Source organism: Arcobacter sp. AHV-9/2010 (assembly GCF_004116575.1).
Lineage (GTDB): Bacteria > Campylobacterota > Campylobacteria > Campylobacterales > Arcobacteraceae > Aliarcobacter > Aliarcobacter skirrowii.
Genome location: NZ_PDKH01000001.1, coordinates 92966 through 107864, shown reverse-complemented (window position 1 = coordinate 107864; position 14899 = coordinate 92966). Strand labels below are relative to the sequence as shown.

Here is a 14899-nt window from a genome sequence, read left to right as displayed (position 1 = left end):
CAGATTAGTGTTAAATATGAAGTTATAACAAACTATAAGGAGAGTATATGAAAACCATTGCAATTTCTGGTGCTAGTGGATTTGTTGGACAAAGTTTAGTTGAGTTTTTTTCAAATAAAAACTACAAAGTTGTTCAAATAAAAAGAGAGGTTTTAAATGACTCTTCAAAGCTTGATGAACTTATAAGTTCTAGCGATGTGATTATAAATTTAAGTGGCGCAAATATTATAAATAGATGGAGTGAGAGTTACAAAAAACTTTTGATTTCAAGTAGAATTGAGACTACAAAAAAATTGACAGAATCTATAAATAGAGTTGAAAATAGACCAAAACTTTTTATATCAACTTCAGCAGTTGGAATATATGACAACAAAAAAACTTATGATGAAAATGGCTCTTTTTCAAATGATTTTTTATCAACTCTATGTCAAAACTGGGAAAAAGAGGCACAAAAAGCAAAAAACAGTACTACAAAAGTAGCTATTTTTAGATTTGGAATAGTTTTAGGAAAAGATGGCGGAGCATTTAAAAAGATGATTACACCTTTTAGATTAGGATTAGGTGGAATTATTGGAAGTGGAAAACAGTATTTTTCATATATTCATATAGAAGATTTAGTAAATATATATAATTTTGTTATTGAAAATGAGTTTGATGGTGTGTTTAACTCTACAGCACCAACTCCTACAACAAACTATGAGTTTACAAAGAGTTTAGGAAAACTTTTAAAAAGACCAACAATTTTTCCTATTCCAGAGTTTGTTTTAAAACTTATATTTAGTGAAGGTGCAAAAGTTTTAAGTGATGGACAAAGTGCAGTTCCAAAAAGACTTTTGGATTTAAAATTTAATTTTAAATATAAAAATATAGAAGAGAGTTTAAAAAGTTTAGTTTAAAAGAGTTTAGAGTTTTATCTCTAAACCTTTTCTCTCTTCAAGACCAAGCATTATATTCATACATTGAACAGCGGCTCCACTTGCCCCTTTTCCTAAGTTATCAAGTCTTGAAATAACTACTAAATCAGTTTTATTTTCATAAACAGATATCTCAATACTATTTGTATTGTTACATCTCATTGGATTTAAAAATCCATTTTCTAAATACTCATCATTGTTCTCAATAATTTTTATAAAAATCTCATCACAGTAGTAGTTTTTATAAACTTTGATTAACTCATCTTTATTTAGAGGTTTTTTCATACTACTTTTTTCAATATATGAGATTACAAGCATACCTTGCTTGAAGTTACCAACACTTGGAGTAAAAATTGGAGCTTTGTTTATTTTTAAGACATATTTCATCTCTGGAAGGTGTTTATGATTTAATCCTAAAGCATAAGGTCTTTGAGCCCCAATAGTGTTAAAATCTCCATTTTCATAATCATTTATCATCTGTGTTCCACCACCACTATAACCAGTTATTGAGTGGCAAATTAGTTTATGATTTTTGCTTAAAATTTTGTTTTTAAATAGAGGTTTCATAGCAACAATTAATCCACTAGCATGACATCCTGGCACACAAACTCTTTTTGAAGTTTTGATTTTATCTCTTTGTTTACTTGTAAGTTCAGGTATTCCATAAACCCAATCTGAATTAGTTCTGTGTGCTGTACTTGCATCTATTACTTTTACATTTTCATTTGTTATTAAACCAACAGACTCTTTTGAAGCATCATCAGGAAGGCATAAAAAAACTAAATCAGCACTATTTAAAAGTTCTGCTCTTTTTTCTTTGTTTTTTTTATCTTTTTCATCAATTGTTAAAAGCTCTAACTCATCTCTTAAAGCCAACATCTCATGGATTTTTAATCCTGTTGTTCCATGTTGTCCATCTACAAATACTTTAAATTTCATATCTTCCCCAGTTTTTATTATTGTAATTTTGGATTTTATCCAAAATACTCTTTAATTGCTCCACCAAAGTCTTAATTTAAGCCCAAAAGTAGAACTATATCCAACTTCACTAAATTTTAAATTCTGATTTTTGTCATATATAAAAGTTGTTGGAAATGCTTTTATATTAAATGCTCTTGATAAAGTTGCAAAATCATCATTTACAACTTTAAAGCTCAAGTTATTTTTTTCTAAATACTCTTTTATCTCTTCACTGCTTCCAGATTGACTTGCTATTGTAATAACTTGATAATCTTTTGAAATAGTTTCAATATTTTGCTCTTCAACTGCACAAATAGGGCACCAAGTTGCCCAAAAGTGAATTAATATAGGTCTATTTTTTTCTATTTCATAAGTTGTGCCATCTAGTAGTTCAAAGCTTGTTATTTCAAGTTTGTTATTATTTAAATCAAGGCTTTTATAGTAACTTACAAGATTGATAACTACAATAAAAAAGATTGCATATTTTATAAAACTTATTAAATATTTTTTTAGTTTTTGATTCATTTTATACCTTTTTTATGAACAAACTATTTTTGCATTTGATATTTTTTTTAAGATTTTCAATCTTTTTTTAAGTGGCAACCAATTTACTAAAATAATAGCCATAGCTTCCCATAAACAAACCCAAGCCCCAACAGTAACACCTTCTGTAAGTATTTTTAAAATAAACTTCTCTTGAGCTGGAATAATAAATGAAATTGCAATCAAAGCAACTCCAAGAGATATAAATATCAAAGAGTTTCTAAGATTCTCACTCATCTTCTTTTTTTCCAAAAATTGAAGATATTCAAAATACTCTTTAATACTAACTTTTAATCTATTTTGCGTCTCAACACTGCTTTTTTCATCAAAATTAAAATTTATAATAAAACTATTATCTGCTATTTCAGCAACACTCTCTTCAAGATAGTTCTCTAAATCCTCTTTTAAATCTTTTTTTATAAATGTAGATTTTTTGTCATAATCTTCGTATAGATTCTCTATCTTTGTTGTATAGATTTTTATGATTAAATTTCCATTTTCATCTTTGTCATATCTGTTTAAAATTGTGTTTTGCATGTATCTACTTTTCAAAATTTTTGCTATTTTACAATATTTTGCTTAACTATAGTTCTTTGGTTCAAATTTTATAAACTTATGAAACAATTTGATAATATTATCATATTGTGATAATATTTTAAATACTTAAATTATCATATAAGGATAATAAAATGATAGCACCAATAGATTTTATAAAAGAAAAATATATAGAACCAAATAAAATAACACAAGATACACTTTGTGAAATTTTACAAATAGGCAAAAAAACAATAAGTGAACTCTATCAAAAAAAGAGAGGCTTTACTATTCATACAGCAAAAAAGTTTGCAAAATTTTTTGATTTGAAGCCAGAGTTTATATTATTAAAGCAAATGGAATATGATTTGTCTTTAGATAAAGAAAATTATGATTTTATAAAACCATATAATAAATTTTTAGAAGAAGAGAAAAAAATATCTATAGCAAAATGGATATTATCAATTATAAATAACTCTATAAGTGATAAAAGAGTTCATTATACTTTAGATGATTTATACAATATTTTTTCAAAACCAATAACAGATAAAAAGTATCAATATGCCATAACTACAATTTTTAATGAAGTAAATTATGATGATGTAATAAAATATTGCGAAATTTTTGATATTGATAAAACAAATCTAAAAATAGTATATGATTATTATAAAGACCAGTACAATGCAAAGGAGATTTCGCAATATGAGTGGCTATTTAAATAATTTTGAACAACAAATAAATACTTTAAATAATGTTTATTATGAGTTATTAGCTCCTATTGAAAAACAGTCAACTTTGAAAAATTGGTGGGTTTTTGGTGGTGGTACTGCTTTAGCAATGTTTCATTTTAATCACAGAAAATCATTTGATATAGATATATTTATAACAGAATCACAACTTTTTGATTTTTTAAATCCAAAATGGTACATAGATGAGACAAATTTATTTGATAGTAATGAATATAGATTTGATGGGATGAATCACCATGTACAACTTAAAACAAAAGATGATATAAAAGTAGATTTTTTACTTAATGAATCAATTATAAATAATCCTATCAAAAATGAAATCATAGAGTTAGATTATAAACTTTTTTATGAATCAATTGAAGATATAGTAGCAAAAAAAATAAAGTATAGAAAACAAGACAATCTTACTCGTGATATTTTTGATATTGCAGTGGCTATATTTTTTGATAAAAAAATTATTGAAAATCTAGTTTTTTCAAGATTTATATCCTTTGATGACTTAGATATTTTAAACTCATCTTTAGATAGACTTGATGAGAAAAAATATATTTTAGAGCTTGAAAAAATTGAACCACAAACTAAAGAGTTTGAAAATATAGCTTTAAATGCTAAAAATATAATTCAAAAAAGTATTAAATCTTTAGAGATATAAAATTTTACTTCTTTATTTTAAATTTCTCTTCCAAAGCTTTTAGCTCATCTGCATTTTCTTGTGCTTTTTTTACAGCCTCTTCAAAGGCGAAGCCTTTCATTACTATTTCATATAGTTTTGGTTTATGTTTTTTCCAATTTCTTAAAGTTACAGGAGTAACACCAATATATCCAGCCATATCTCTTTGAGTCATTTTTTAACCTTTTTGATTAAAACTTAACTTATAAGTATTTATTACTCAACAGATTAAATATTAACTACAAAATAGATATTTATAGTTAATATTTAACTAGTATTAAAAATAAGAAGATAAAATACTTCTCTAAAATTTAAAAAAAGAGAAAAATATTATGCCTTTATCATTTAAACAACATATTGAAAACTTATTTAAAAATTCACAAACTTTTAGTGATAGTAATAAAGTACTTTTTATTCCAAAAATATTGGAAGCAATAGAAAAAATAGATATTGAACTTATTAAAATACTTAAAAATGATGATAGAGCAAAAAAACATTTTTTTACACAAGTTGATGATATTTTTGTACTTAATCAAAATAAACTTATAGAGTTTTTTACTTTAAACGATTATATGAAAAATGGCTCATATACTTCTTATACAAATAAAATAGGACTTATAAAAAAAGATAATTTTATAAAAAAATTTGATGATGTTGTTTTAGCCTTTCCTCATAAAGATTGTATTTTAGAAGGCGGTCAAACAAAAGATGATGATAAGAAAGAAGAGGTTTTTTATAATGAAATACTTTCAAGCAATGAAATAGATAGGTTGTTTGAACCAAAAGTGCTTACAAATATCAAAAGATATAGTAAAGATGAAGTTCAAGAGAATTGCGAAATTAAAGATGATGATAATTTGATAATTAAGGGTAATAATTTAATAGCTCTTCATAGTTTAAAAAAGAAGTATGCTGGGAAAGTAAAGCTAATATATATTGATCCACCATATAACACTGGAAATGATAGCTTTAAATATAATGACAACTTTAATCACAGTACTTGGCTTACTTTTATGAAAAATAGACTTGAAGTGGCAAAAGAATTTTTAAGTGATGATGGCGTTATATTTGTGCAATGTGACGATAATGAACAAGCTTATCTAAAAGTGCTGATGGATGAAATATTTGGTAGAGAAAATTTCATTTCAATTGTAACTTGTAAAGTAAAAAGTGCTGGTGGATTAACAACTGATACTGAAATGTTTTTTGATTGTTCAGAATATTTGCAAATTTATTCAAAAAATATTAATAATTTAAAATATAATTCAATTAAAATACAAACTGAAATAATAAATGCAAATTCAAAAACAGCAAAGCAATATAATAGTCTTATTAACAATATTAATTTTGATAAAAAAGAATTTATAGTTCAAAAAGATGAAATTAAATATTATAAAATTCCAAAAGGAAATTTTAATATTGAAACCTTGTCTATTAAACAAATGAGTGAAAAAGATTTTTTTAATAAAAGAGATGAAATTTTTAGACTTACTGCATTAAGTGGTGGAATTGGAAAAAAATTAAAACGACATATTGAAGATTTTTCAAATAATGAAGATTTGTTTTTATATGAATATACACCTAGTAAAGGAAAAGATAAAGGAAAATTATCTCAATATTTACTTTATAAAAATCAAACTATCACGATGTTGAATAAATTAATTTATACAGATACTAAAAATCAAAAAATTATAAAGTTAGAACCTGTTAGTAACATTATTACAGATGATTTATGGCAAGGAATATCTAATGAAGGACAAATTCAATTTAAAAATGCAAAAAAACCTGAAACACTTATAAAAAGAATTTTAGAAATTGCTACCAATGAAAATGATCTTATTATGGACTATCATTTAGGAAGCGGAACAACATGTGCAGTTGCTCATAAAATGGGAAGAAGATATATAGGTATTGAACAGATGGATTATATAGAAGATATAGCAGTACAGAGACTTAAAAAAGTGATAGATGGTGAGCAAGGTGGTATTTCAAAAGCTGTAAATTGGAAAGGTGGTGGAGATTTTGTATATGCAGAATTAAAACAAATTGATACTTTTAAAGATGTTGAAATTGGAGCATTAAATAAAAATATGCAATATTTTCCAATAAGTGAAATAGAAGATGAAACTTACAATGTAAAAAAAGAAGAAATAGAAATAAATAAAAAGTTTTATGGAATAGAAAATGAGTAATTTTTTATATCAAAAAATAGAAAATTTTTTTGATGGAGTTGATAAACCAGATATCTCTTTAAGCATTACAAACAACCTTAAATATCCATTAAGACCCTATCAAAAAGAGGCTTTGGAGAATTTTATTTGTTATATGCAAATGCACAAAAAATACAAAGATTTACCCAATAAACATCTACTTTTTCATATGGCAACGGGAAGTGGAAAAACCAATATTATTGCTAGTTCTATTTTGTATCTGTTTGAGTTGGGTTATAGGGATTTTATCTTTTTTGTAAATACAAACAATATTATTACAAAAACAGTAGAAAATTTAGTAAATTCAAATAGTAATAAGTATCTATTTAACCCAAAAATAATTATCAATAATCAAGAGATAAAAATAAATCAAATAGTTGATAATTTCTCTATTAGTAAAAAAGAAAATATAAATATTCATTTTACAACTATTCATAAACTTCATAGTGATTTGGAACTTATCACTAAAGAAAATGCTATAACTTATGATGATTTTAAAGATAAAAAAATAGTTTTAATAGCAGATGAAGCTCATCATCTTGACAATGAAAAATCTGATGAGAGAAGTTGGTGGCAAACTGTACAAAACTTGCTAAAAACAAACAAAGAAAATATTTTACTTGAATTTACAGCAACAGCAAAACTTCAAAATAGTTATTATGATGAGAAAATTATCTACGATTATCCACTTATTAAATTTAGAGAGGATAAATATTCAAAAGATATTGTTTTAATAAGTGATGGACTTAGTCAAAACCAAAGAATTTTACAAGCTATTATGATAAGCGAATATCGCCAAATAGTTGCTAGTAAGTTTTTAAATAAATCAATTAAACCTGTAATAATGTTTAAAAATCCAAAAGGAATAAAAAATATTGATAAAAATTTTGATGACTTTATAAATCTTATTGATAATTTAAAACCTAAAGATTTAGAAGATATTTTTAAAGATTCAGATTTAAAAGCTATAAAAGAACTTCAAAAATTGATAAATATTGATGATTTTGTAAAAAGATTAAAATATTCATTTTCAAAAGATAAATGTCTTGTAATTTATTCAACAAGCGAAGATAAGATTGAAAAATTAAAAAATCTTAATAATCTTGAAGATGAGAATAATAACATAAGAGCAATTTTTGCAGTTGAGATTTTAAATGAGGGTTGGGATGTTTTAAATCTTTTTGATATTGTTAAACTTGATGAAGCAAAAACAAGTGGTAAAAGCACTGTAAGTGAAGCTCAACTTATTGGAAGAGGTGCTAGATATTTTCCTTTTGTTTATGAAAGTGACGATAAATATAAAAGAAAGTTTGATAAAGATTTTACAAATCCAATAAAAATTCTTGAAGAGATGTATTTTCATAGTGTAAATCAAAGTGAGTATATTAAAAATTTAAAAACAGAACTAAGTAAAATAGGACTTATGGACAAAGAAGAGAGTGCAAAAACTATAACATTGAAATTAAAAAATAGTTTTTTAGAAGATGAGCTTTATAAAAATGGTGTTGTATATGTAAATGAAAAAATATCAATAGACAGAGCAAAATATAACTCAATATCTAGTTATATAGGAAGTTCATATAAAAATCAAATTAAGAATATAGATAATAGTTCAAATCAAACTATAATTTTTGATGAAGAAGTAAAAATCTCAAATTTGAGTGTTTCAACCGTTATAAAAATATCTGAATTTGATAAGTATTTAATAATAGTTGCTATTAATAAAAAACCATTTTTCTATTTTTCAAATCTTAAAAAATATTTTATTAATTTAAAGAGTATTGAGCAGTTTATATCTGATAATGATTTTTTAGGTGCAATAGAGTGGCATATAAAAAGTTCAAAAACAATAAATATTGATAATAATTTTAAAATTTCATTATTGCTTGAAGTTCTTGAATCAATAGAGAAAAAATTGTCTTCAAATAAAACAAATTTTGTAGGGAGTTTTAAATTTCATCCAGTAAGAATAAGTGATAAAGTACCAAAAGAAAAAACTATTAAATTAAAAGATAGTGCAAGTAGAATTGATATTAGAGATGATTGGTATGTATTTGAAGAACATTTTGGAACAATTGAAGAGAGAGCATTTACTGATTTTATTTTAAAAGTTTCAAATGAATTAAAAAATAGATATAAAAAAGTAGCATTGCTTAGAAATGAAAAAGCTTTTAAGATTCATAGTTTTGATGAGAAAAAAGATGGAGAAGGATTTGAGCCTGATTTTTTACTTTTACTTCAAAATGAAAAGTGTTATTTTCAAGTTTTTTGTGAACCAAAAGGTAAACATTTATTTGATTTTGACAAATGGAAAAATGATTTTTTAAAAGATATTACAAAATGTACAAATGAAAATAAAATAAGTTTAGAAGATATAAATGAAAATAGATTGTCTTTATATGAAAATAGGTGTTATAAGATACTTGGATTACCTTTTTATAATGAAGAGTATGAGAATGAATTTAAAGAAGAATTTTTAAATAGTTTTTTAAATAACGATTGACTCAAATCACCACTTGATTAAAAGATATAAGATACAATAACTTCTTACCAAAAAAGGAGTTGTTATGTTTTCTTGCTTATTTAAAAAAGATGATAAAAAAAGAGTAAAAAGAGCCAAAACATATGTATGCAAACACTGCAAACTCTCATGTGAAACTTGCAATACAATGTTTTGTTACTCTTGCCACTCAAATATAGCAAATCCATGTCCTAGATGTGGAAAAACAAATATTATGGAAAAAGAAAAACCAAGTTTATAAAAAAGTTTTATATAAAGTAACACCCAAAACCAAAAGATTTAAAAGTAAAACATAGTTTTTATATGAAGTTGATTTTGTTTTCTCTTTTATTTTTATTCCAAAATATACACCCAAAATAGAACCAAGTCCAATAATAAAACCCTCATAATAAAGCATATTTCCATATATCGAAGTAGATATAAATCCACCAATTGAAGAAAATATTACAAAAAATAGTCCCAAAGATGTTGCAACTTTTAAATCATATTTTAAAAACCCAACCAAAATTGGAAGTAAAATCAAAGATCCACCAATTCCAATACTCATTGCAAAAATTCCAACAAAATAACCAATAAAAGCCAAAGTTAAAAAGCTTTTTTGTGATCTATCTATATCGCTAGAAGAGGGTGCTTTAAAGAGTGTAAATATTGTATAAAGTAGAACAAAAATAAACAGATATTGAAGATAAATATCAGGAACAGTTGGTAAAAAATAACCACTAGTAGCTCCTCCAAAAACAGCTCCAACACCTAAAATAGCACCATCTCTAAAAAGAGATTTTATTTTTTTTGAGTTTAAAAAAGAGCCATAAATTGAAGAGAAAACCATCTGCATAATTGAGATTGAAACAGCTTCTTTCATCCCATAGTTTGCTAAAAGTAGCATAGGTATTAAGATACTTCCACCACCAATTCCAAAAAATCCAGATGTAAAACCTGTAATTAATCCAAAAGCTATTAGTTCAAGTTCCAAGTTTAATCTTTTTTATTTGAATTTAAAGTCTCTATAAAATCGTTGTACTCTTTTTCCAAAGTTCTATTTTTCTCTTCTAGGGTACAATTCTCATCTTTTTTTATAGAGCTTTCAAGGTTTGTAATTCGTTCAATTAGATACTTAAACATCTCTTTATTTATATCTGGAAGCTCATTGTGAGCCATTTTATCTCTTTTGTTATCTTTTTTAATAATTCTTGCAGGTACTCCAACAGCAGTTGAGTTATCAGGAACATCAACAACTACAACAGAGTTAGCCCCAATTTTTGAGTTAGCCCCAATTGTAATATTTCCTAAGATTTTAGCACCACTTCCAATAACCACATTTGATTTAACAGTTGGATGTCTTTTGCCTTTATTAAGACTAACTCCACCCAAAGTTACACCTTGGTATATTAAAACATCATCTTCAATTATTGCAGTTGCACCAATTACAACTCCAATTGCATGATCTATAAATACTCTTCTTCCAATAGTACAAGCAGGATGAATATCTGTTTTTGTTAAAAAAGTAGATAATCCTGATATAAAACGAGCAAGTTTTTTAAAACCCTTATAGTAAAGTCTATTTGCAACTCTATAATTTATAATTGCCCAAACTCCAGGGTAGTTGAAAAATAGTTCAAAATTTGAGTCAAGAACTGGGTCGTTTAGCTTTGGAACTCTGAAATCTTCTTTGATTAGTTGCCAAAGAGTTAACTCTTTATCTAAACTATTATTCGTCATAGTAACTCCATATTGTTTTTAAATAGCTATTGTCATTTAGATATTTTTTTAGTGTCTCATAAATTTCAAGAGGAACTCTTCTGCTTAAAATTGTTTGAATCTCCTCTGTGTCATAGTCAATATCATCTAATATATCTAAAACTTTTTGAGACTCTAAAATCTTTTCTAAAATAACCTCTTCATCTTTAAATACAACATTAACCTCAGTTGGATGGGCAAATAAGTTATGCTTCATTCCTAAAGTATCTTGATAGGCTCCAACATTAAAAAATCCTAGGAAATAATCCTCTTTATTTAGATTTACATCGTGTAAATATAGTGGTTTTTGCATATCAAATGGAATCTCTCCATCGCTATCACAAGTTATATCCCATAAACTTGCTCTTCTGCTTGGTTTTTTATCCAAATGAGTTATTGGCATAATAGGAAACTCTTGGTTTATTCCCCAATAATCAGGCAGAGATTGGAAAAGTGAGAAGTTTAATAGATATTTTTCTTGAATATTTTTATCAAACTTTCTTAACTCCTCATAATCATCAACTTCAAGAATTGAAATTGCTTTTTTGATAATTTGATGAGTTAAAACCTCCGCATTTGATCTATCTTGTAAATCAATATATCCTAAATCAAATAGAGTTAATAAAGACTCCAAGTGATCCATAGCATCGTGCATAAACTCATAAGCCTTTTTCTTTGTCATATCTTTTAAAAGGTCATTTAACTCTTCAATTAAAGGTGGATTTTTCTCTTTTAATTTTAGATGATCAAGCTCATATTCAGCTGAAAATAGCTCTAAAACAGGAGCTATAAGAACAGTTGAAGCAGCACTTATGAATCTACCTGATTCTGTAAAAATATTTGGCTCTTCAACACCTTTTTGTTTTGCAATATCTTTAAGTGTAAACACAACATCACTTGCAAACTCATTTAAAGAGTAGAATCTTGATTGCTCATAAGCACTATATTCAACATGTAAACCACCACCAATATTAATTGATGATAAGTTTTTAGCACCTAAATTTTTAAGCTCAGCATAAATATGACCTGACTCTCTTAAAGCTTTTTTCAAAGGCTTAATTGTATTCATAGCTGAACCTATATGGAAGTGAATCATTGTTAATAGATCTTCAAGATTATTATCTTGCAGTAGTTCAAATGCCTCTAAAATCTCTGTTGATGTAAGACCAAACTTAGAGTCAATTCCTCCACTTTTTGCCCAAACACCGCTTCCTCCACTATGAAGTCTAACTCTAATACCAACATTTGGAGACTCCATTTTGCTCTCTTCTAAAACCTCCAAAATCATCTCAAGTTCATTTAAACCTTCAATAATTACAGTTATATCATGTCCCATACTTTTAGCTATAAAGCACAAATGAATCATCTCTTTATCTTTAAATCCATTTACTGTAATTGGACTTCCCATATTGTTGTATGTCATTGCAATTATAAGTTCAGCTTTACTTCCAGCTTCTAAACCATAACCATATTTTTTACCAGCACTCACAAGTGGATGAACAAAGTTTGGAAGTTGATTTACTTTTAGAGGAAAAACTGCATTAAAGCTACCTTTGTATTCATACTCTTTAATACTTGAATTAAAAGCATTAAAAAGTGTTTTTATCTGTTTTTTTGTAATATGAGGAAATCTCAATAGTAGTGGTCCTCTAAAACCTCTTTTTCTAATATCTTTTGTAATAGATATTAAAGATGGATAGGGTTTGTAATTTACCTTTACAACTCCATCTTCAACAAAAAAGTTACCATCTCCCCAGATGTCAATTCCATACTCAAATTTATTTTTCACTTATAAACTCCCTAATACTTATTGTTTTTTCTTCTTTTGTCTTTATATTTTTGATATAAATTGTATTGTTGTTCAACTCATTTTCGCCAATAAGTGCAACTATATTGCAATTTAATTTTTCTGCAATACTAAAGTGTTTTGCAAATCCTCTTGGTGTGTACTCAAGATAAGTTTTTGTTGTTTTTCTTTTTTGAATTGCTATTTCAAATGCTTTGTTTAAAGAAGTTTCATCTAAAACTCCAATATACAAAGAGTCCTCTTTTTGTTTTTTTACTTTTATAAGCTCAAGAAGTCTCTCTATTCCAATTGCAAAACCAATTCCAGCTGTGCTTTTTCCTCCAAGATACTCAACCAATCTATCATATCTTCCACCACCAGCAATTGCATTTTGAGCACCAATCTCATTGCTTACAAACTCAAATGCTGTTTTGTTGTAGTAGTCAAGCCCACGAACCAGATTTGAATCAATCTCGTAATTTACACTGTTAAAATCTAAAATCTCTTTTAGCTTTTCAAAATCGCTATCGCAAGATTTACACAAACTACTTGTTATTTTTGGAGCGTCTTTTAAAAGAGTTTGACACTTCTCGTTTTTACAGTCTAGTACTCTAATTGGGTTTGTAGCAACTCTTCTATTACAGTCATCACAAAGTTCTTTTTTAAAACTATTTAGATGATTTATTAAGTTCTCTTTATATTGAGGCATACACTCAAGGCAACCCAAAGAGTTTAGTTTTAAAGTAAAGCCTATACCAAAGTATTCAAGAATCTCACAAATAAGCATAATAATATTTGCATCTTCGTAAACATTTGCTATTCCAAAAACTTCACAACCAAATTGATGAAACTCTCTTAATCTTCCTTTTTGAGGTCTTTCATATCTAAACATAGGTCCATAGTAGTACCACTTGTAAGTTCCACCAGCACGATCAAGTTTTTTCTCTACAAAGTGTCTTACAACTCCAGCTGTTCCTTCAGGTCTTAAGCATACATCATTTTGCCCTTTATCGATAAACTGATACATCTCTTTATTTACAATATCGCTACTTTCTCCAACACTTCTTTTAAAAAGTGCTGTCTCTTCTAAAAGTGGAGTCTCTATGTAAGAGAAGCCATATTTTTGTGCAATTTTTGATGCGTTTTCTATAAAGTAGGTAAAAAGTTCACTATCCCTTCCTACGATATCTTTCATCCCTCTTAAACTTTGAATTGTATTACTCATTTATAAAATCCTCTATTCTTTTTGAAATCTCATCTATACTTAAACTAGCATTTATAAAAATATGTTCAATATTTAGTTTCAAAATAACCTCTTTTAATCTAGCTTGAATCTCAAGCAAATAATCAACTCCTCTTTTTTCAATACTATCATTTGCTTTTTTTGATAATCTTGAAATTAACTCTTCACGGCTTAGCTCAAGTAAAATGGCTTTTTGTGGCAAGATATTTTTTGTAGCAATCTTATTTAACTCTATTAACTCATCCATATCTTTTGTTAAAGCATAAGCAATTCCAGAGATTAGTGATCTATCTGAAACAATTTTTTTATCCAAATTTGGAATAATCACATTTTTAGTATGTTCAGCTCTATCTGCCAAAAACATAAACATCTCAGCAGTTTTACTACTAGCTTCTCCATTTAAAATGAGTTCTCTAAGTTTAACTCCAAGCTTCGTTCCACCTGGCTCTTTTGTAAAAACTGCATCTTTAAATCTATTTTGCAAAATTTCAAGTTGAGTAGATTTTCCAGCTGTATCAATACCCTCAAGAACTACATACATTCTAAAACCTCTTTTGGAACTAAGTGCTCAAATTTGCCTTTAAATCTTATAATCTCTCGTACAATTGTAGAGCTTACAAAAGCGTGTTCTAAAGTTGGCATTAAATAAACTGTTTCAAGATTTTTATTTAAAGATGAGTTTGCATAACCCATTTGTAACTCAAATTCAAAATCACTAACTGCTCTAAGCCCTCTAATAATTGTGTTTATTTGCATCTCTTTTGCAAAATCTACAAGCAATGTATCAAATCCAACAACTTTTATATTTGGCATATTTTTAGTTACAGCTTTTACAAATTCAACTCTTTTCTCATGACTAAACATAGGTTTTTTTAGTTCGCTTTTAGCAACACTAATAATAACCTCTTCAAAAATATTACTAGCTCTTTTGATAATATCTAAATGCCCAATTGTAATTGGATCAAATGTACCACTATAAATAGCTTTTTTGTAAGAGCCTATATAGTTATATTCACTGTTTTGATTTTTCAT

General features: G+C 26.6%; 16 protein-coding genes. 6 read left to right on the top strand and 10 right to left on the bottom strand.

The genetic code is table 11. The annotated features are described in order from the left end of the window. The first annotated feature begins 47 nt into the window (after nt 1-47). Complete coding sequence (locus CRU94_RS00595; protein WP_129104904.1) at nt 48-896, top strand: TIGR01777 family oxidoreductase; 849 nt, start codon at nt 48-50, stop codon at nt 894-896. A 6-nt stretch (nt 897-902) separates the two neighbouring features. Here CRU94_RS00595 and argC read toward each other — a convergent pair whose 3' ends face one another. Genes argC through CRU94_RS00580 form a run of 3 tightly spaced genes read right to left on the bottom strand, consistent with a single transcriptional unit; the run spans nt 903 to nt 2954 of the window. After that, nucleotides 903-1853, bottom strand: a complete 951-nt coding sequence (gene argC / locus CRU94_RS00590) for an N-acetyl-gamma-glutamyl-phosphate reductase (RefSeq protein WP_129104903.1) — start codon at nt 1851-1853, stop codon at nt 903-905. 51 nt (nt 1854-1904) lie between these two features. Next, complete coding sequence (locus CRU94_RS00585) at nt 1905-2399, bottom strand: protein disulfide oxidoreductase (RefSeq protein WP_129104902.1); 495 nt, start codon at nt 2397-2399, stop codon at nt 1905-1907. A gap of 12 nt (nt 2400-2411) precedes the next feature. After that, nucleotides 2412-2954, bottom strand: coding sequence for a hypothetical protein (locus CRU94_RS00580; RefSeq protein ID WP_129104901.1), 543 nt, complete (start codon nt 2952-2954; stop codon nt 2412-2414). Between the two features lie 152 nt (nt 2955-3106). Between CRU94_RS00580 and CRU94_RS00575 the strand changes: the two genes are divergently transcribed. Next, complete coding sequence (locus tag CRU94_RS00575; RefSeq protein WP_129104900.1) at nt 3107-3673, top strand: helix-turn-helix transcriptional regulator; 567 nt, start codon at nt 3107-3109, stop codon at nt 3671-3673. Beyond that, complete coding sequence (locus CRU94_RS00570; RefSeq protein WP_164966545.1) at nt 3654-4352, top strand: nucleotidyl transferase AbiEii/AbiGii toxin family protein; 699 nt, start codon at nt 3654-3656, stop codon at nt 4350-4352. Before CRU94_RS00575 ends, CRU94_RS00570 begins: the two co-directional genes overlap by 20 nt. A gap of 4 nt (nt 4353-4356) precedes the next feature. Here CRU94_RS00570 and CRU94_RS00565 read toward each other — a convergent pair whose 3' ends face one another. Then, nucleotides 4357-4545, bottom strand: coding sequence for a hypothetical protein (locus tag CRU94_RS00565; RefSeq protein ID WP_129104898.1), 189 nt, complete (start codon nt 4543-4545; stop codon nt 4357-4359). Between the two features lie 157 nt (nt 4546-4702). Between CRU94_RS00565 and CRU94_RS00560 the strand changes: the two genes are divergently transcribed. The 3 genes from CRU94_RS00560 (at nt 4703) to CRU94_RS00550 (ending at nt 9342) form a co-directional block, all read left to right on the top strand. After that, nucleotides 4703-6562, top strand: coding sequence for a site-specific DNA-methyltransferase (locus CRU94_RS00560; RefSeq protein WP_129104897.1), 1860 nt, complete (start codon nt 4703-4705; stop codon nt 6560-6562). Beyond that, the gene (locus CRU94_RS00555) at nt 6555-9083 is read left to right on the top strand and encodes a DEAD/DEAH box helicase family protein (RefSeq protein WP_129104896.1); all 2529 of its coding nucleotides are present in this window, start codon (nt 6555-6557) and stop codon (nt 9081-9083) included. The genes CRU94_RS00560 and CRU94_RS00555 overlap by 8 nt, the downstream gene beginning before the upstream one ends. Nucleotides 9084-9147: 64 nt before the next feature. Next, nucleotides 9148-9342 (top strand): hypothetical protein, encoded by a 195-nt coding sequence (locus CRU94_RS00550; protein WP_129104895.1) that lies wholly within the window; start codon nt 9148-9150, stop codon nt 9340-9342. Here CRU94_RS00550 and CRU94_RS00545 read toward each other — a convergent pair. From CRU94_RS00545 to coaD, 6 genes are read right to left on the bottom strand one after another with little or no spacing between them, the layout of a single operon-like run. Next, nucleotides 9337-10074 carry a sulfite exporter TauE/SafE family protein gene (locus tag CRU94_RS00545; protein ID WP_129104894.1) on the bottom strand — a complete coding sequence of 246 codons (738 nt, stop codon included), beginning with the start codon at nt 10072-10074 and terminating at the stop codon, nt 9337-9339. The genes CRU94_RS00550 and CRU94_RS00545 overlap by 6 nt on opposite strands. A gap of 2 nt (nt 10075-10076) precedes the next feature. Continuing rightward, nucleotides 10077-10820 (bottom strand): serine O-acetyltransferase, encoded by a 744-nt coding sequence (gene cysE, locus CRU94_RS00540; RefSeq protein ID WP_129104893.1) that lies wholly within the window; start codon nt 10818-10820, stop codon nt 10077-10079. Next, nucleotides 10810-12627 carry a biosynthetic arginine decarboxylase gene (gene speA / locus CRU94_RS00535; protein WP_129104892.1) on the bottom strand — a complete coding sequence of 606 codons (1818 nt, stop codon included), beginning with the start codon at nt 12625-12627 and terminating at the stop codon, nt 10810-10812. Before speA ends, cysE begins: the two co-directional genes overlap by 11 nt. Further along, nucleotides 12617-13849, bottom strand: coding sequence for a histidine--tRNA ligase (gene hisS / locus CRU94_RS00530; RefSeq protein ID WP_129104891.1), 1233 nt, complete (start codon nt 13847-13849; stop codon nt 12617-12619). Before hisS ends, speA begins: the two co-directional genes overlap by 11 nt. Further along, on the bottom strand, nt 13842-14408 hold the full coding sequence (tmk, locus tag CRU94_RS00525; protein WP_129104890.1) for a dTMP kinase: 567 nt from the start codon (nt 14406-14408) through the stop codon (nt 13842-13844). Before tmk ends, hisS begins: the two co-directional genes overlap by 8 nt. Further along, nucleotides 14399-14899: a pantetheine-phosphate adenylyltransferase gene (gene coaD, locus CRU94_RS00520; RefSeq protein WP_129104889.1), complete on the bottom strand. Its 501-nt coding sequence runs from the start codon at nt 14897-14899 to the stop codon at nt 14399-14401. The genes tmk and coaD overlap by 10 nt, the downstream gene beginning before the upstream one ends.

Excerpts from the sequence above, each read along its gene's own strand:
- CRU94_RS00565 (WP_129104898.1), bottom strand. The coding sequence starts at position 4,545 with ATGACTCAAAGAGATATGGCTGGATATATTGGTGTTACTCCTGTAACT.
- tmk (WP_129104890.1), bottom strand. The coding sequence starts at position 14,408 with ATGTATGTAGTTCTTGAGGGTATTGATACAGCTGGAAAATCTACTCAA.
- CRU94_RS00550 (WP_129104895.1), top strand. The coding sequence starts at position 9,148 with ATGTTTTCTTGCTTATTTAAAAAAGATGATAAAAAAAGAGTAAAAAGA.
- CRU94_RS00585 (WP_129104902.1), bottom strand. The coding sequence starts at position 2,399 with ATGAATCAAAAACTAAAAAAATATTTAATAAGTTTTATAAAATATGCA.
- CRU94_RS00555 (WP_129104896.1), top strand. The coding sequence starts at position 6,555 with ATGAGTAATTTTTTATATCAAAAAATAGAAAATTTTTTTGATGGAGTT.
- hisS (WP_129104891.1), bottom strand. The coding sequence starts at position 13,849 with ATGAGTAATACAATTCAAAGTTTAAGAGGGATGAAAGATATCGTAGGA.
- argC (WP_129104903.1), bottom strand. The coding sequence starts at position 1,853 with ATGAAATTTAAAGTATTTGTAGATGGACAACATGGAACAACAGGATTA.
- CRU94_RS00575 (WP_129104900.1), top strand. The coding sequence starts at position 3,107 with ATGATAGCACCAATAGATTTTATAAAAGAAAAATATATAGAACCAAAT.
- CRU94_RS00580 (WP_129104901.1), bottom strand. The coding sequence starts at position 2,954 with ATGCAAAACACAATTTTAAACAGATATGACAAAGATGAAAATGGAAAT.
- CRU94_RS00570 (WP_164966545.1), top strand. The coding sequence starts at position 3,654 with ATGAGTGGCTATTTAAATAATTTTGAACAACAAATAAATACTTTAAAT.
- CRU94_RS00560 (WP_129104897.1), top strand. The coding sequence starts at position 4,703 with ATGCCTTTATCATTTAAACAACATATTGAAAACTTATTTAAAAATTCA.
- cysE (WP_129104893.1), bottom strand. The coding sequence starts at position 10,820 with ATGACGAATAATAGTTTAGATAAAGAGTTAACTCTTTGGCAACTAATC.
- coaD (WP_129104889.1), bottom strand. The coding sequence starts at position 14,899 with ATGAAAAATCAAAACAGTGAATATAACTATATAGGCTCTTACAAAAAA.
- CRU94_RS00595 (WP_129104904.1), top strand. The coding sequence starts at position 48 with ATGAAAACCATTGCAATTTCTGGTGCTAGTGGATTTGTTGGACAAAGT.